Source organism: Flavobacterium beibuense (assembly GCF_004151245.1).
In the GTDB taxonomy this organism is placed as follows: domain Bacteria; phylum Bacteroidota; class Bacteroidia; order Flavobacteriales; family Flavobacteriaceae; genus Flavobacterium; species Flavobacterium beibuense_A.
Map to the genome: position 1 here is coordinate 119,805 of NZ_JUIW01000006.1, position 14,409 is coordinate 134,213.

The 14,409-nt window shown below is 45.7% G+C and carries 19 protein-coding genes; all 19 read left to right on the plus strand.

From position 1 onward, the window contains the following. Positions 1 to 58 precede the first annotated feature (58 nt). The 19 genes from NU09_RS09495 (at position 59) to NU09_RS09585 (ending at position 13,986) form a co-directional block, all read left to right on the plus strand. Positions 59 to 1,408, plus strand: coding sequence for an alginate export family protein (locus NU09_RS09495; protein ID WP_129751046.1), 1,350 nt, complete (start codon positions 59 to 61; stop codon positions 1,406 to 1,408). A 365-nt stretch (positions 1,409 to 1,773) separates the two neighbouring features. Further along, a complete protein-coding gene (locus NU09_RS09500) occupies positions 1,774 to 2,301 on the plus strand; it encodes a YceI family protein (RefSeq protein WP_129751047.1) in 528 nt (175 codons plus the stop codon). A 121-nt stretch (positions 2,302 to 2,422) separates the two neighbouring features. Beyond that, positions 2,423 to 2,707 carry a GNAT family N-acetyltransferase gene (locus NU09_RS09505; protein ID WP_129751048.1) on the plus strand — a complete coding sequence of 95 codons (285 nt, stop codon included), beginning with the start codon at positions 2,423 to 2,425 and terminating at the stop codon, positions 2,705 to 2,707. A gap of 11 nt (positions 2,708 to 2,718) precedes the next feature. Beyond that, positions 2,719 to 2,931 carry a (4Fe-4S)-binding protein gene (locus tag NU09_RS09510; protein WP_129751049.1) on the plus strand — a complete coding sequence of 71 codons (213 nt, stop codon included), beginning with the start codon at positions 2,719 to 2,721 and terminating at the stop codon, positions 2,929 to 2,931. A gap of 10 nt (positions 2,932 to 2,941) precedes the next feature. Beyond that, complete coding sequence (locus NU09_RS09515; protein ID WP_165357682.1) at positions 2,942 to 4,123, plus strand: cation:proton antiporter; 1,182 nt, start codon at positions 2,942 to 2,944, stop codon at positions 4,121 to 4,123. Then, positions 4,116 to 4,370, plus strand: coding sequence for a glutaredoxin family protein (locus NU09_RS09520; protein ID WP_129751051.1), 255 nt, complete (start codon positions 4,116 to 4,118; stop codon positions 4,368 to 4,370). The genes NU09_RS09515 and NU09_RS09520 overlap by 8 nt, the downstream gene beginning before the upstream one ends. Before the next feature lie 55 nt (positions 4,371 to 4,425). Then, complete coding sequence (locus tag NU09_RS09525; protein ID WP_129751052.1) at positions 4,426 to 6,102, plus strand: FAD-dependent oxidoreductase; 1,677 nt, start codon at positions 4,426 to 4,428, stop codon at positions 6,100 to 6,102. A 98-nt stretch (positions 6,103 to 6,200) separates the two neighbouring features. Beyond that, entirely contained in the window at positions 6,201 to 7,187 is a 987-nt protein-coding gene (locus tag NU09_RS09530; protein ID WP_129751053.1) for an alpha/beta hydrolase, read from the plus strand. Positions 7,188 to 7,330: 143 nt separating this feature from the next. Then, positions 7,331 to 7,819 (plus strand): VOC family protein, encoded by a 489-nt coding sequence (locus tag NU09_RS09535; RefSeq protein ID WP_240732451.1) that lies wholly within the window; start codon positions 7,331 to 7,333, stop codon positions 7,817 to 7,819. 51 nt (positions 7,820 to 7,870) lie between these two features. After that, the gene (locus NU09_RS09540) at positions 7,871 to 8,188 is read left to right on the plus strand and encodes a GNAT family N-acetyltransferase (RefSeq protein WP_129751054.1); all 318 of its coding nucleotides are present in this window, start codon (positions 7,871 to 7,873) and stop codon (positions 8,186 to 8,188) included. A gap of 127 nt (positions 8,189 to 8,315) precedes the next feature. Continuing rightward, a complete protein-coding gene (locus NU09_RS09545; RefSeq protein ID WP_129751055.1) occupies positions 8,316 to 8,510 on the plus strand; it encodes a hypothetical protein in 195 nt (64 codons plus the stop codon). Continuing rightward, positions 8,510 to 9,394: a pirin family protein gene (locus NU09_RS09550; RefSeq protein WP_129751056.1), complete on the plus strand. Its 885-nt coding sequence runs from the start codon at positions 8,510 to 8,512 to the stop codon at positions 9,392 to 9,394. The genes NU09_RS09545 and NU09_RS09550 overlap by 1 nt, the downstream gene beginning before the upstream one ends. A gap of 14 nt (positions 9,395 to 9,408) precedes the next feature. Further along, entirely contained in the window at positions 9,409 to 9,801 is a 393-nt protein-coding gene (locus tag NU09_RS09555; RefSeq protein WP_129751057.1) for an OsmC family protein, read from the plus strand. A 53-nt stretch (positions 9,802 to 9,854) separates the two neighbouring features. Then, the gene (locus NU09_RS09560; RefSeq protein WP_129751058.1) at positions 9,855 to 10,223 is read left to right on the plus strand and encodes a DUF4260 domain-containing protein; all 369 of its coding nucleotides are present in this window, start codon (positions 9,855 to 9,857) and stop codon (positions 10,221 to 10,223) included. Positions 10,224 to 10,325: 102 nt separating this feature from the next. Further along, positions 10,326 to 10,550 (plus strand): Arm DNA-binding domain-containing protein, encoded by a 225-nt coding sequence (locus NU09_RS09565; protein WP_129751059.1) that lies wholly within the window; start codon positions 10,326 to 10,328, stop codon positions 10,548 to 10,550. A 210-nt stretch (positions 10,551 to 10,760) separates the two neighbouring features. After that, complete coding sequence (locus tag NU09_RS09570) at positions 10,761 to 11,636, plus strand: hypothetical protein (protein ID WP_129751060.1); 876 nt, start codon at positions 10,761 to 10,763, stop codon at positions 11,634 to 11,636. A gap of 54 nt (positions 11,637 to 11,690) precedes the next feature. Then, positions 11,691 to 12,260: a hypothetical protein gene (locus tag NU09_RS09575; protein WP_129751061.1), complete on the plus strand. Its 570-nt coding sequence runs from the start codon at positions 11,691 to 11,693 to the stop codon at positions 12,258 to 12,260. A gap of 401 nt (positions 12,261 to 12,661) precedes the next feature. Then, positions 12,662 to 12,967: an ArsR/SmtB family transcription factor gene (locus tag NU09_RS09580; protein ID WP_129751062.1), complete on the plus strand. Its 306-nt coding sequence runs from the start codon at positions 12,662 to 12,664 to the stop codon at positions 12,965 to 12,967. A gap of 53 nt (positions 12,968 to 13,020) precedes the next feature. Further along, positions 13,021 to 13,986: a zinc-dependent alcohol dehydrogenase family protein gene (locus NU09_RS09585; protein ID WP_129751063.1), complete on the plus strand. Its 966-nt coding sequence runs from the start codon at positions 13,021 to 13,023 to the stop codon at positions 13,984 to 13,986. Positions 13,987 to 14,409 lie beyond the last annotated feature (423 nt).

A 14,409-nucleotide genomic window follows, 5' to 3' on the forward strand; every position in this document is an offset into this window, starting at 1 on the left:
TTCAGTACTGTAGGGATAAGGTCTTACTGTACTGAACCCTTATAAACAAAAGTATGTAATGACCCGCCTTCTCTTTTTATTTTCCCTATGTGTCTGCTGTTGTGCAGCGGCACAGCAGTCCACGACGCTTGGGCGGCAACATAAGGATACCCTCACGCTTGGGGATTCAGCACCGGATGGGTACAAAAGCCTGAAACGGATTCCGATAGGTAAAGATGGGTATGCCGGTTTTGGTGGCAGCTGCAGGTTTCAGTACCTTCTCCTGGATCATGAGGGCTGGGATCCCGCCTCAAGGGACCCTGACGGCTACCTGCTAAGCAGATGGCTTTTTCACACCGAGCTGCAATTCGGTAACCGGTTTCGCCTGTTTGCGGAACTGCAGAGCGCCCTGGCCGGGAGCAGGATAGCTCCGGTGCCTGTGGAGGAAAACGCACTGCAGGCCCATCAGCTTTTTATGGAACTTCAGCCCCTTGAGAGTGTACCTCTATCTATCCGCCTTGGCAGGCAGGAGGTGAGTTTCGGGTCGCAGCGCCTGATCTCCCTCAGGGATGCCCCCAACAGCCGCAGATCTTTTGACGGGGTGCAGGGAATTTATGCCGGGGAGAAGTTCCAGGCCAGCATGTTTTACCTGCATGCGGTCCAGGATAAGCTTGGCATTTTTGACGACCGCTCTTCCCCTGATCTAAAAGTGTGGGGGGTGTTTTTGGACCGTACCACTTCCGGATCATTGCCGAACCTGAATTTCTATTATTTGGGATTTTACAACCGCTATGCCCTTTTTTATGACGGGCCGGGTATGGAAAAAAGACATACCCTTGCTGCGCGTGTATTCAGTAAGGACAGCAGATGGAACTATGACCTGGAAGGGGGGTACCAGTTCGGATCGATTGGCCCTCGCGGCATATCAGCCTGGAGTATCGCCTTTTCGACAACCTATGGTTTTCCTGATCTGAAATTCGCTCCCGAGCTGGGATGTAAAGCCGATATTATCAGTGGTGACGGCAATCCGCATGACCGCAATCAGCAGACTCTCAACACTATGTTCGGTCCCGGAGCCTACTTCGGCATGGCAGCTCCTATCGCGCCAAGCAACCTTATGGATATTCACCCCAGTGTAAAACTCCACCTTACCGGAAAGATAACTTTTTCCTGTGACTATGCATTTTTATGGCGTTACAGTAAAAAAGACGGTTTGTACAGGCCCAATATGCTTCCTTTTTTTGCCTCGAATACTGCAACTTCCAGTTACATAGGGAGTCAGATCTCCGGTGCCTTCACTTATCAGGCTACCCCGGATGTCCTGCTTCTTCTGGGAGGCAGCTGGTTCAATTCAGGGGACTACCTCGCCGATATGGGTAGGGGCAAGGATATAGTCCTTGGATTTGCCGGTGCTCAGGTAAGGCTTTAGGATACGGAACCCGTAATGCAGGGATAGAGTCAAGCCCCAACAAATAATGGGTAGGAGTACTACGGATTTCAGGATATTAATTTCTCAAATAATAGAAATTTACGATAATTCAGAAATTATTTTCGGCTTATTATTTGTTAACATGATGATTTTCAGTTATTTAATTCTATGGCATGCGATTCGCATTATATCAGGGAACGTCGGAGTAACGGGGAGGTACAAAAGGCAGGTGGTTAAATTATCGGTTAACCGGTTAGTACTGTCGGAAAGGGCAAATACCAAGTACACATAAAAGAGGAGGTCGCCGTGAATTGCCATGGCGGCTTTCAGAAGGAATAGCTTAATTCTAAACTAAATTCAATTAAATGAGCGAAAATACAAGAACACTATGGAACCTTGACCAGGCGCATTCGGAGATCAGCTTTAAAGTAAAGCACATGATGATCACAACGGTGACCGGTCATTTTGACGAGTATAGCGCAAGAGCTGAAGCCACAAATGAGGGTTTCATTGATGCGGATTTTACTTTTGTGGCCAAGACGGCCTCTGTCAATACAAGAAACAAAGACAGGGACGAACATCTTAAATCACCTGATTTTTTCCATGCGGAACACTATCCTGAGATACGCTTCACCTCCACCTCCTTTGACGGGGAAACGATGTTGGGCGTGCTTACAATAAAAGGCATTACCAGAGAAATCGCTATCGATATGGATTTCAATGGCATTGCTATCGATCCCTATGGACAGACCAAAGCGGGATTTGAGGGAAATGTAACGGTGAACCGAAAGGATTTTAACCTTACCTGGAGTGCCCTGACCGAACAGGGGAACATCGTGGTAAGCGACAGTGTCAGAATAGGCATCGTCCTTCAGTTTGTAAAATCGTCCTGAAAAGGGCAGCAAGGATAAAGTGCTGTTTTCGGCAGCTTTTTTAAAGGATCTGGAAAGGCACCGTGCCATTTCTATCCTGTGGCAATAAACGTTACGAATAATACTATAAAAACCAATAATTATGGAAATACTACTACAGCAAGGCGATTCCAAGGGTCATGCCCTGGCAAGGGAGAATGAAAAACGGGCGGGGATGATGACCTATTCGATAGCCGGACCGGAGCTGATCATTATCGACCATACGGAAGTTGAACCGGCCTATAACGGAAAGGGTGTAGGGAAGCAGATGCTCTATAAGATTGTGGAGATGGCCAGGGAAAAGGAAGTGAAGATCATTCCCCTGTGTCCCTTTGCGGCAATGATGTTTAAAAAGTCGGAAGACATTAAGGACGTATTAAAATCATAAATCAGACTATTATGGCAACTATAAAAGAGTACAGAAAAGACAATCTGACAATAACTTGGGAACCTAAAAAGTGCATCCATGCCGGTATCTGCGTGAAGACCCTTCCGAAGGTCTACAATCCCAAAGGTTCGCCATGGATTACACCCGAGCATGCCCCGGCGCAGGCTATAAAAGACCAGATTAATGCCTGCCCTTCCGGGGCATTGGGTTACAAAGAATCGTAAAAATCCTGTCATGCAACATCATATACTTATAAATATTTGTGCCATTTTCGGCGTGGCTACAGCTGTCATCATTATCTGCCGTTTCCTTAAGATAAGGTATATCATCGGTTATCTCATTACCGGAATCCTGCTCAGCCCTAACACGTCAGCCTATTTTGCCAATATGCAGGAGGTTGAGGTCTATGCGGAGATAGGAATCATACTGTTATTGTTTACCATTGGCCTTGAATTTTCCTTTACCAACCTTAAGAAGATCCAGAAGTACGTTCTGGGGGGCGGGAGCGCACAGGTTTTATTCACCATTGCCTTGACGGCCGGTCTTATCTGGCTTGCGATGCGGCCCAGCTGGCAGGAGAGCGTCTTTTGGGGTTTCTTATATGCCTTAAGCAGTACGGCCATTGTGATCAAGACCCTCCAGGATTCCAACAAGATAGCCACGGCTCACGGGAAGTTCATTCTAGCGGTATTACTGTTTCAGGATGTAATGATTGTTCCGCTGATGCTCTTCACACCCCTTCTTGCCGGCGAGGGAGGGGACTCTCTGACAGCACTGGGATGGTTACTGGGCAAACTGGTTTTGATGGGCGGCATTGCCTATCTCCTGACACGCTATGTGATCCCATACTTCCTGAAAACAGTAATGAAGATCCAGAGCCAGGAGGTCTTTCTCATCGCCACCGTATTTATTGTAACGGGTATTGCCCTGATGACCGAACAGTTGGGGCTTTCTCTGGCACTGGGCGCTTTTGTGGCCGGCCTGATTATAGCCGAGACAGACTACAACCATATGGCCATTTCGTGTTTTCTGCCGTTCCGGTATGTTTTTATGAGTTTCTTTTTCATTTCGATGGGTATGCTTCTCAATTACCAGGTATTCCTGACCGATTTGGGATGGATCATATTCTGGACCCTGTTTGCCTTTTTTGTAAAGGCTATGGCGGGCATTATTGCCGTAAAGGTCATGGGGCTGGAGTGGAAGACGGCTTTTGCTGTTGGTTTCTCCATCGCACAGATCGGGGAATTCTCCTTTGTACTGGCACAGAGCGGACTGAGCCATGGACTGATCAGTGATAACAATTACCAGATATTTCTGGCGGTATCGATACTGCTGATGTCCCTTACGCCTTTTGTGGTATCCAATGCCGAGAGGATTTATCCGATTTTCAACAAACTGATCAAAAGACATGAATAAGCAGAAATTACAGCTCTACGGGACCGACTGGTGTCCCAAGTCCTCCGCCCTTCGTAATTACATGCAGGGCCGGTGGATCGAATTTGATGATTTCAATGTGGAGACCGATGATGCGGCAAATACCAGGATACGAAACCTGTATGAGGGTAAACTGAAGTTTCCGACAGTTGTCTTTGCAGATGATTTCATAAAGAACCCGACCATACCGCAGCTTAACGAGTTCCTAAATAAACACGGTATCGATTAGCCTTACAAAAAGCGGTATATCAGACGAAAAATATAACAACTAATAACTTTCCACTATGACCGATCCAAGATTTCCTGTTCTGACCCAGAAGCAGATTGCTACCCTCAGGGGATTTGCAGACCTGATTACATTTGAAGAAGAGACCGCAGTTTTCCGTGTCGGGGACAGCGCGTATGATTTTTATGTTGTGTTGCAGGGCGCCATACACATTAAGGATCCCTTTAATGAAAATCAGGTGCTTGCCACCCACGGTATCAATGAGTTTACCGGTGACAACAGTATGCTGTCCGAGCGCAGCATCCCTTTTGATGCCTATGCCTCAAAGGGGAGTACGGTCCTTCGTATTACCCCGACACGGCTTAAGGAGGTCATCGCAAAGCACAGTGATATCTGTGATGTGCTGCTGAGCGCCTTTATACAGCGCCAGGAAACGATGCTGAGGGATTTTAACGGGGGGATTCAGGTCATCGGTTCAGAAAAATCCAGGGATACCTACGCCCTGCGTGATTTTATGGAAAAGAACCATATCTGGCATACCTTCCACAATACCGATGCATCAGGGCATGCGCGCCAATTGCTGGAGAGTTTCAGTCTCAGCGATGATGATCTGCCCATTCTTATAAACATTACCGGTGAGATAGTAAAAAAGCCCACGATTGCCGAACTGGCCAGAGAGACCGGTGTACTATCCGATTTTGGCGACGAGATATATGATGTACTGGTGGTGGGGGCGGGGCCCTCAGGCCTTGCTGCCAGTGTATATGCGGCATCGGAAGGCCTCAGTGTGGTAACAATAGACGGCAACGCACCGGGGGGACAGGCCGGTAAAAGTTCGAAAATCGAAAACTACCTGGGCTTTCCCACAGGAATATCGGGTAACGATCTTGCCAACAAAGCCTACATACAGGCGCAGAAGTTTGGCTGTATCCTTTCGATTCCCCAGAAGGCCGAAAAGGTAGAGTATAACGGCGACCATTTCAGCGTATGTGTCTCCAATGGTAAAAACATTAATGCCAGGGCGGTCATTGCGGCCACCGGTGCAGAGTACAGGCGTCTGCCGATAAACACCATTGACCACTTTGAAGGCAGCGGGGTTTTTTACTCGGCCACGGCCATGAATGCCTCCGCCTGCAAAAATGAGCTTGTCGGGGTTGTGGGTGGTGGCAATTCGGCGGGCCAGGCAGCGCTGTTTCTGGCAGATCATGCCCATGAGGTCCATATTATTATCCGTGCGGAGGACCTGGGGGCTAAAATGAGCGACTACCTGGTCCAGCGTATTTATACAACGCCCAATATTATCGTTCACACCAAGAGCTCGGTCACTGCCCTTAACGGGATGCATCATCTGGAATCAGTGGTTTTGGATACGGCTGGGGAAAAGCAAAGGATAGGGATTTCCAATCTCTTCACATTCATAGGGGCAAAACCCTGCACTGACTGGCTCAGTTCGCTGATTGCCATGGATGATAAAGGTTTCATTTATACCGGTCCGGACGTCACTGACAACTTACAGGGACAGTGCGCACTTTACAGGCACAGGAAACCACAGTCCCTGGAGACCAGCATATCCGGTTTTTTCGCCGTAGGAGATGTCAGGAAGGGCTCTGTTAAAAGGGTCGCTTCCGCCGTTGGGGAGGGTTCCATGGCAATAAGCCAGATCCATCAGTACCTGGCCGAACTGAAAATAGCGAAACGACAGGCACCTTTCAGCACCAATATAACGGAACTCTAAAATAGTAGTAACCCCTTAAAACTTTTCACATTATGAAACATTCACGATTATCACTAACAGTATTATTTTTTATTTCAATCTTAATAAATTCAACTAGTATGGCACAGACAATTCCCGGAGAAAAAGATCCGAACATCTCAAAAGAGACCCGTATATTCCTGACAGCGCTTAACAGCGGTGACGGGCCACCACTGGAATCCCTGCCCCCTAAGGAGGCACGACAGGTCCTTGTAAATGCACAGCAATCCGTATCCTATGATTATAGCGATATTGAAGAGTCCGAAAGGAAGATAACTACGCATGACGGGCAGACCCTTACCATCCACATTGTAAAACCCAGGGGAGCCAAGGACGGACTTCCTGTATTTATGTTCTTCCATGGCGGGGGATGGGTATTGGGTGATTACCCTACCCACAGACGCCTGGTGAGGGATCTGGTTGTCAGCAGTGGGGCGGTAGCGGTATTTCCCGACTACACGCCAACACCCGATGCACAGTTCCCTGTTGCGATCAATCAAGGTTATGCCGCTACCAAATGGGTTTCCGAGCACGGCAGTGAAATTGGTGTGGACGGTTCCCGATTAGCAGTGGCCGGAAACAGTGTGGGCGGTAATATGTCGACGGTTGTTTCCCTAATGGCCAAAGAGAAGAACGGTCCCAAAATTGCCTTTCAGCTCCTGTTATGGCCGCTAGTTGATTCGGATACCAGCCGTCCCTCTTACAAAAAATACGGACAGGGCAGGTTTCTGACCACCCCGATCATGGAATGGATGTGGGACATGTATATCCCCAACCCGGAAGAGCGAAAACAGAAGTATGTCTCACCGATCAATGCTTCCCTGGAGGAACTGAAGGGGTTGCCTCCCGCATTGATTCAGGTAGCCGAAAATGATATTCTCTTTGATGAGGGTGTGGCTTACGGCCGCAAACTGGATGAGGCAGGGGTGCCGGTCACCGTTACGGTATACAACGGAATGATACACGATTACGGGATGCTTAACCCGCTCTCTGATATTGCCGGTGTACAGGAAGCTCTGACCCAGGCTGGCGCCGTACTGCGTGAGGCACTCTTTGGCAAGAAGTAATCCAATACTATTAAAGGACAGTGCCGGTAAAAGCCGGCGCTGTCCTTACAATACGATAAAACAGCAGCCTGATATACGCCCAGAGTGCTATACCGTCAAATTGGTACAACCTCAGAGGGAAGGGCTCACCAACACTTTTGTCAATGATGGAAAAAGAATATGAAATTCCTGCCGGGACCAGGATTGGCCATGTCCACCTTAAGGTCGCCGATATGAATCGTTCCTTAGATTTTTACTGCGGTCTGCTGGGATTCGGTATCACCCTGCGGTATGGCGATCAGGCTGCTTTTCTGGCAGCCGGGGGGTATCACCACCATATCGGCCTGAATACCTGGTACAGTAAGGACAGCCCCCGTGCAGATCAGCACAGCGTGGGACTGTTCCATACCGCTATTGCCTATCCGCAGAAGAAGGACCTGGCAGCGGTATACAAAAGACTCAAGGAGGCGCAGTATCCCCTGACGGGGCTCTCCGACCACGGCGTATCCCTTGCCCTCTACCTTGATGACCCGGACGGAAACGGGGTGGAGCTCTACTGGGACAGGCCAATGGAACAGTGGCCCAAAAAACCGGACGGTTCTCTGGAGATGTATTCACGCCCCTTACATACAGGCGACCTCCTGGAGGATTAAAAATAAAAACGGACGATACTTGTTTGAAAGTAGCGACAATACATATACAATATGAAACCAATATTTGAAGATATCCAACTGGTAAAGAATGTGGATAGAAAACGCTTTGAGATAGCGATCGATGGCAGCTATGCCTTTATAAATTACGGTGAATTCGTGAACCAGATTGCTCTGGTACACACCGAAACCGAACCGGAACTGGCAGGTAAGGGGGCAGCGACTGCCGTAATTGAGAAAACCCTTCACTATCTGGAGGAGCACAAGATAAAATTGTTACCGTTTTGCCCTTTTGTATTTGCCTATATTAAGAGAAACCCAGAGTGGAAACGTATCGTAAGTAAAAAATTTAAGGGCTATGACCAATTTTAAAAGAAATCCTGAGGCGAGATCGTACGACAACCTGATTGAAGCTCTGAATGACCTGAAGCAATTGGGATATACAGAAGACTTAAGCCTGAAGGGAAACTGCATTGCGTGCAGTAATGGAATCTACAATATGCTCCCCGATGAATTTGAGATAGACGGCTATTTCAGGCTTGATGAGGAAGACTCCAGTGCAGAGAGTGCTTCTATAATATATGCGATAAGCTCCAAAAAATATTCAGTGAGAGGGACACTGATCAATTCCTTCAGTATCTATTCGGACGATATTACCGATGCGATGATCAGCAAACTTAAATTCAACAGCTAATGTCAAATACACAACTCATAATAGAGGAAAGAGCTGCCGATATCGGCAACTTTATGGTGGGGCGGCTGCTTCCGTTCCGTAAAAAGCGGATGGTAGGCCCTTTTATATTTATTGACCATATGGGACCTGTAGCGTTAGGCACGGATGAGAATATCGATATTGATATGCATCCGCATATCGGTCTTTCCACGCTAACTTTCTTATTTGAAGGAAACGTGTTTCACCTTGACAGCCTCGGTACGGCCAGGGAAGTAAAGCCTGGTGAGGTAAACTGGATGACAGCGGGCAGGGGTGTGGTACATACCGAGCGCACCCCCGATTACCTGAGAGGTAGGGAAAAAGGCCTTCACGGGCTGCAGATCTGGGTAGCCCTGCCCAAAGAGTGGGAGCAGTGCGATCCCTCCTTTGCCCATATTGGGGCGGATGAGATACCCGTTTGGGAGGAAGAAGGGATACATTTTAAGCTTATTGCGGGGGAAGTGGCCGGAAAGAGATCACCGGTTCCGGTCTACAGTCCGCTTTATTTTATGGAGATCAAATCGGGAGAGCGCAAAACGGTACGTCTGGGAGCGGACCTCTTTGGGGAAAGTGCATTGTACATCCTGGAAGGAACCGTAATCTCAGAAGGGCACAGCTACGGACCCAAACAGATTTTAGTTGCTAAAGACAGCAGTTTGTGCGACTTTGAGATCGAAGCGGGAACAACAGTATACATTTTTGGAGGAGCGCCCTTCCCGGAGGAACGCTTCATAGAATGGAATTTTGTGGCCACAAGCCGGGATCTTATTGAACAGGCAAAAGAGAACTGGAGACAGGGCCGGTTTGCCGGAGTACCCAATGAGACAGCCAAAGTACCCTTACCGGAACCTAAACTTAAAAAATAACGAACTATCAGAATATGAAAACTACTGTTGCCAGAATAGGAAAGCAAAAATATAAAACCGAAATACAGGCGAAAAACCATATTATTAGCGCCGACGAGCCTCTTGAGGTGGGCGGAGAGGACCTGGGTTTTACCCCCACCGAATTACTGGAGGCTTCACTGGCAGCCTGTTCAGTGATGACCATTAGGATGTATGCTGACCGTAAGGGTTGGGATCTCAAGGGTGTCGAGATTAAGGTGGGCTTCAAAAGGAACCTCACCACGCATCAGGTGACCTTTATAAAGGAAGTACGCCTTGAGGGTAACCTTGACAGCGAACAGCGACAGAAACTACTGGATATAGGAGGGAAATGTCCTATTGAAAAGATCATTTCGGGGCCTGTTTCGGTAGTCTCCGAGCTCCTGTAGAGGGCAGTTCAGGTTTTGTACTATTTAATAAAGCAAAACAAATGACAAAAGGAATGAATACGCTTATAAAGCTTGAGGAACTCGGACAGTTTTTGCTGTCCGTTGCCTTCTTTGCCTATCTAGACTACAGCTGGTGGGTCTTTCCTGCCTGTCTTCTCTTACCTGACCTTTCAATGATCGGTTACCTGGCGGGGACAAAGGCAGGTGCCCGGCTTTATAATGTTTTCCACCACAAGCTGGTGGCCGTCCTGGTTCTGCTTTTAGGTTGCAGTTTTGGCCTTCAGTGGGTTATGCTGACAGGGGTAATCCTTTTCGGCCACTCGGCAATGGACCGGTTCTTTGGTTTCGGGCTGAAGTTTGATGATAGTTTCCGTACTACCCACCTGGGTCGGATCGGAAAGAAAGACGGTAGGAGGGGGTAAAAAGATGACAGTACAAGAGGAAAGCGGAGTCTGCTATTGAGAAAGGTCCGCTGCTATCATGCATTCGGTGGACTGCAATCTTATAGTAGCGCATGTAACAGTATGGGATATTTCTATGTAAAGGGCATAATACGTACCGATAAGCAGCGCCGAAACGGCACATGTCCGCTCTATGTAAGAGTATCGGTAAAGGGGAAAATCATTAAAATACCTTTAGGTATCTGCGGCAGCGTAGCGAAGTGGGATCCGCTATCGGTGAAGACAGGTTCAGGCCATCGCTGTAGCTGTACGACCAGGTATTGTACAGACCACAAATCAGTCATTTAGTCAAGTAAAAAAATATCAAATGAATACCAACAGGCTGCTTATAAGTGTGTAAAGCCATGGATATGATAGACATAAATCTACAACGGTTACTTTAATTGATAGTATATATACTACAGGTAGAAGACACCATTATGTAATTTAGAGTAGGAAGAAGAATTATCCGCAGCTCTAGCCATCCAAATCGAAAATACTAGTAAAAAAAATAAGCTTATGACACCAAAAAATAGCAAGATTAGATTCATTCTTTTTGTACTTTTAACAATCTGCTCTTACGCACAAGAAGAACCTTTCATGGACTATGTACTCAGGTGGGATGGACAGTCATCAGTACTAAGAGTTGAACTCACGTATTCTGCACATCAGAAAGATAGTACTGTCTTTATATTTGGAGACCCAAATTGGGGAGGGCAGGCCGATATATTTAAAGTCATCAGAAATATCACGTCCTCAGAGCCGGAAGTAGTCAGGGTAGATGAAGTGAACAGACAGATCTCCGTATACCACAACGGAGCCAATAAACACACAATTAGTTATGAAATAGACGGTTCCCTTCCACCTGATCTACCCACTCGGGCATCTCAAACCGAACTGTTCAGACCTGTCATCAGTGAAGGAGTATTAACCCTTGTAAACAAGCAGTTTGCCTTGACAGTAACCGATAAAAGCAATCCACGGGTATCTTTCAGATGGCACAGTTACCCAAAAAACTTCAGCTATTTTAATTCCATAGATCCATCTCAGAAAAGTCCTTCAGAAAAGCTTTCGGTTTATTATGAGGACCTTTCCAATGCAGTGTGCTTTGTTATGGGAAATAATATTAGTGTTATGGAATACAGCGTTTTGGGTGTCCCATACTTTAGTGTAACTACAAAAGAAGATAGGTATGGTAATGATTTGCAGGGAAGTCTCATACCCTTTTTTAAAAGCTATTTCCCAAGCATTCACAGGTTCTGGAACGATACCGATTTTCCGTTTTATTTTCTGTCCGTAACGGCACTGCAAAACAACCAAACAGAAATTGGGGCAGGCGGTTTCGGGATAAACAACGGCTTTATAATGAAATTGGGAAGGAAATTTGGAACATGAGAAATTTACGTTACCGCACACGAAACTGCCCATACCTGGATAGGAATAAAAATCATGCTCGGTACAGACAGCTTTGACCACCAATGGTTTGGTGAAGGATTTAACGATTATACCGCACTCATTAATCTGGCAAATAGTAAACTTTATGATGAGGAAGAATTTCTGAATTACCTTAATGAAGATAATTTCAAACAGCATTACCAGAGTGAGATAAAAGGCGTACATAATGATTCAATCGCTGCAAAATACTGGACCGATTACGCTACTTATGGAAAACTTCCCTACAGACGAGGCTTGATTTACGCTTTTTACCTCGATAACCAAATCAGAGTAGTATCAAACGGAAAATTTACCCTCAGGAATATGTTACTGGACTTGTACGCGATAAGAAAAGAAAAAAATAATAATGAAATCCTATCCGTTGATGATTTTATTACCGTAGGAGCAGCCTATTTAGACAAACGAGAGCTTACTGATCAAATAGCACGTTATATGATAGAAGGACAGCCTATTGATTTTAAAACAGTAGAACTTATTCCCGAATTCAAAGTCGAAATCAAAAACAATATACCTAAGGTAAGCTTATCTGAGAATGCCAACCTTTTAGAAATATATAAGTGGTAACGATAACCCAGATAAAATGGCAAACTGTGAGAAATATCTTCGTTTCATTTTTTTGACTAATGTATTATTTGGATTACTTCGTAAGATAAAAGAATACTACTTTATGCACAAACAAACGGAACGCCATCGGCTTTAACCTTAGTAATGAATCCTGCTGGCTGAAACGCAGCTTGTTGACACTTTCAGTAGTAATACAGAGGTATCTAGGCGACTAAAGCCGTTTTTTGACAGTACGAAAGTATCAGAAAAGGCCGTATTTGTCGAAAAAGCATACCTTTTTTTTCGATATGGTGGTGTTTTTCTATCTGTCAGGGCCCGTAAATAGTGGGAATAGCGTATTTCACAAAAAAAAGATGTATTTATATTTGTAGGTAATTAGGTAATTTCCTAAATTTGTACTCATGGAATTATTAGAAATACTAAAGTCACTCTCCAACGAGACACGTTTAAATATTCTTACTTGGTTAAAGGATCCCTTAGCCCACTTCCCTGAAGAGGAACTGAGTGACGAAACGCCCCAATTGGGTGTGTGCGTATCCGATATTGCCAAAAAAGCTGGAATGTCGGTACCTACTGTATCCGACTATCTGAAAACCATGTCGGCAGCAAAGATCCTTCTTGCTACCCGGAAGGGCCAATGGACCTACTATAAAAGGAACGAGCAGTTACTTCAGGATCTGGCCAACCATATAAAATATAAACTTTAAATTTTTTAAATAACATTTAGGTTTTTACCTAATTTACTAATTCACTAATTAATATGAAAGCAGCAGTTATAAAAGAGTTTGGCTCTGTAGAGAATTTCGAAATTTTGGATATACCAACCCCAAAACCCGGCTTCAAGGAAGTCCTTGTAAGGGTACGAGCCACTTCCATAAATCCTCTGGATTACCAGGTGCGCAGGGGTGATTACCGAAACGAACTGGTATTGCCGGTTACAACAGGACATGACGTCTCCGGTGAGATTGTCGAACTGGGACCGGGAGTGGAGAATTTTAAAGTCGGGGACGAGGTCTATTATACCCCTGAAATTTTTAAAGGCCAGGGAAGTTATGCCCAATACCATTGTGCACATGAATCTATCATTGGTATAAAACCAAAAAACATCAGCCATTTGGAGGCTGCATCACTTCCCCTTGCTGCCGGTACAGCCTGGGAGATGCTCGTTACAAGGGCACAGCTGAAAATCAATCAGACCATTCTTATTCACGGCGGGGCAGGTGGTGTAGGTATACCTACCATTCAGATTGCAAAGGCAATGGGCGCCATCGTTTACACTACGGCACGCAAAGTCCATCATGAATTCCTAACCGGATTGGGAGCCGATTATGTGATTGATTATGAAAATGAGGATTATATTGCCGCCATTCAGCGCCTGACCGATAACAAAGGGGTTGATATCATTATCGATACCATCGGGGGCAATACCCTGTCTGATAGCGGAAAGATTCTAAGCCAGTTAGGCCAGGTAGTGACCTTGGTGGATATAGAGATCCCGCAGAACCTTATTCACGCATGGGGTAAAAATGCCACCTACCATTTTGTTTTTACCCGACAGAACAGGAACAAACTCGATGAGCTGACACGACTGGTCGAGACCGGAAAGCTAAAACCGATAGTCAACAAGGTGTTCTCGCTGACGGAGATAGGTAAAGCCCATAGCCTGCTGGAATACAAAAAGGGTGATGAGAACTTTTATGGTAAAATTGCCATAGATACCGAATGATTCCAGTCATGACTGTAAATCACGGAATACTCCTCTGGGGTATGTCTCAGGCGAATAAGAACGATACAAAAAGCCATTGGAACCCGATGGCTTTTTTGTATCTGATCAAGACTCCGCTTCCCCGGACTGTTTAAAAGTATAAATAGGCTGTTATGATTCTGTCGCATCTACACATATATTTTACCTTTGGTCTTTAAAATCTTTATTTCATGAATATCAAAGGTCATTGCTATCCGAAATCTATAATTCTTCAGGCAGTATATTTTAAGCTTAGGTTTACTTTGAGCTACCGCAATGTTGAAGAGATAATGAAGATTCACGGCGTTTAGGTTGACCATGCTGCAAACTGGCAGCATAAAGTTATAGTACTCGAATTTCTTGGATTTTAACAAACAGATGCGACAGAACCGCTTATCTTAATTA

What these genes read in the sequence shown, in the direction of transcription:
- NU09_RS09550 (WP_129751056.1), top strand. Translation starts at nt 8,510, where the DNA reads ATGTCAAATACACAACTCATAATAGAGGAAAGAGCTGCCGATATCGGC.
- NU09_RS09540 (WP_129751054.1), top strand. Translation starts at nt 7,871, where the DNA reads ATGAAACCAATATTTGAAGATATCCAACTGGTAAAGAATGTGGATAGA.
- NU09_RS09510 (WP_129751049.1), top strand. Translation starts at nt 2,719, where the DNA reads ATGGCAACTATAAAAGAGTACAGAAAAGACAATCTGACAATAACTTGG.
- NU09_RS09505 (WP_129751048.1), top strand. Translation starts at nt 2,423, where the DNA reads ATGGAAATACTACTACAGCAAGGCGATTCCAAGGGTCATGCCCTGGCA.
- NU09_RS09560 (WP_129751058.1), top strand. Translation starts at nt 9,855, where the DNA reads ATGAATACGCTTATAAAGCTTGAGGAACTCGGACAGTTTTTGCTGTCC.
- NU09_RS09495 (WP_129751046.1), top strand. Translation starts at nt 59, where the DNA reads ATGACCCGCCTTCTCTTTTTATTTTCCCTATGTGTCTGCTGTTGTGCA.
- NU09_RS09520 (WP_129751051.1), top strand. Translation starts at nt 4,116, where the DNA reads ATGAATAAGCAGAAATTACAGCTCTACGGGACCGACTGGTGTCCCAAG.
- NU09_RS09585 (WP_129751063.1), top strand. Translation starts at nt 13,021, where the DNA reads ATGAAAGCAGCAGTTATAAAAGAGTTTGGCTCTGTAGAGAATTTCGAA.
- NU09_RS09565 (WP_129751059.1), top strand. Translation starts at nt 10,326, where the DNA reads ATGGGATATTTCTATGTAAAGGGCATAATACGTACCGATAAGCAGCGC.
- NU09_RS09545 (WP_129751055.1), top strand. Translation starts at nt 8,316, where the DNA reads ATGCTCCCCGATGAATTTGAGATAGACGGCTATTTCAGGCTTGATGAG.
- NU09_RS09580 (WP_129751062.1), top strand. Translation starts at nt 12,662, where the DNA reads ATGGAATTATTAGAAATACTAAAGTCACTCTCCAACGAGACACGTTTA.
- NU09_RS09500 (WP_129751047.1), top strand. Translation starts at nt 1,774, where the DNA reads ATGAGCGAAAATACAAGAACACTATGGAACCTTGACCAGGCGCATTCG.
- NU09_RS09555 (WP_129751057.1), top strand. Translation starts at nt 9,409, where the DNA reads ATGAAAACTACTGTTGCCAGAATAGGAAAGCAAAAATATAAAACCGAA.
- NU09_RS09525 (WP_129751052.1), top strand. Translation starts at nt 4,426, where the DNA reads ATGACCGATCCAAGATTTCCTGTTCTGACCCAGAAGCAGATTGCTACC.
- NU09_RS09515 (WP_165357682.1), top strand. Translation starts at nt 2,942, where the DNA reads ATGCAACATCATATACTTATAAATATTTGTGCCATTTTCGGCGTGGCT.
- NU09_RS09535 (WP_240732451.1), top strand. Translation starts at nt 7,331, where the DNA reads ATGATGGAAAAAGAATATGAAATTCCTGCCGGGACCAGGATTGGCCAT.
- NU09_RS09570 (WP_129751060.1), top strand. Translation starts at nt 10,761, where the DNA reads ATGACACCAAAAAATAGCAAGATTAGATTCATTCTTTTTGTACTTTTA.
- NU09_RS09530 (WP_129751053.1), top strand. Translation starts at nt 6,201, where the DNA reads ATGGCACAGACAATTCCCGGAGAAAAAGATCCGAACATCTCAAAAGAG.
- NU09_RS09575 (WP_129751061.1), top strand. Translation starts at nt 11,691, where the DNA reads ATGCTCGGTACAGACAGCTTTGACCACCAATGGTTTGGTGAAGGATTT.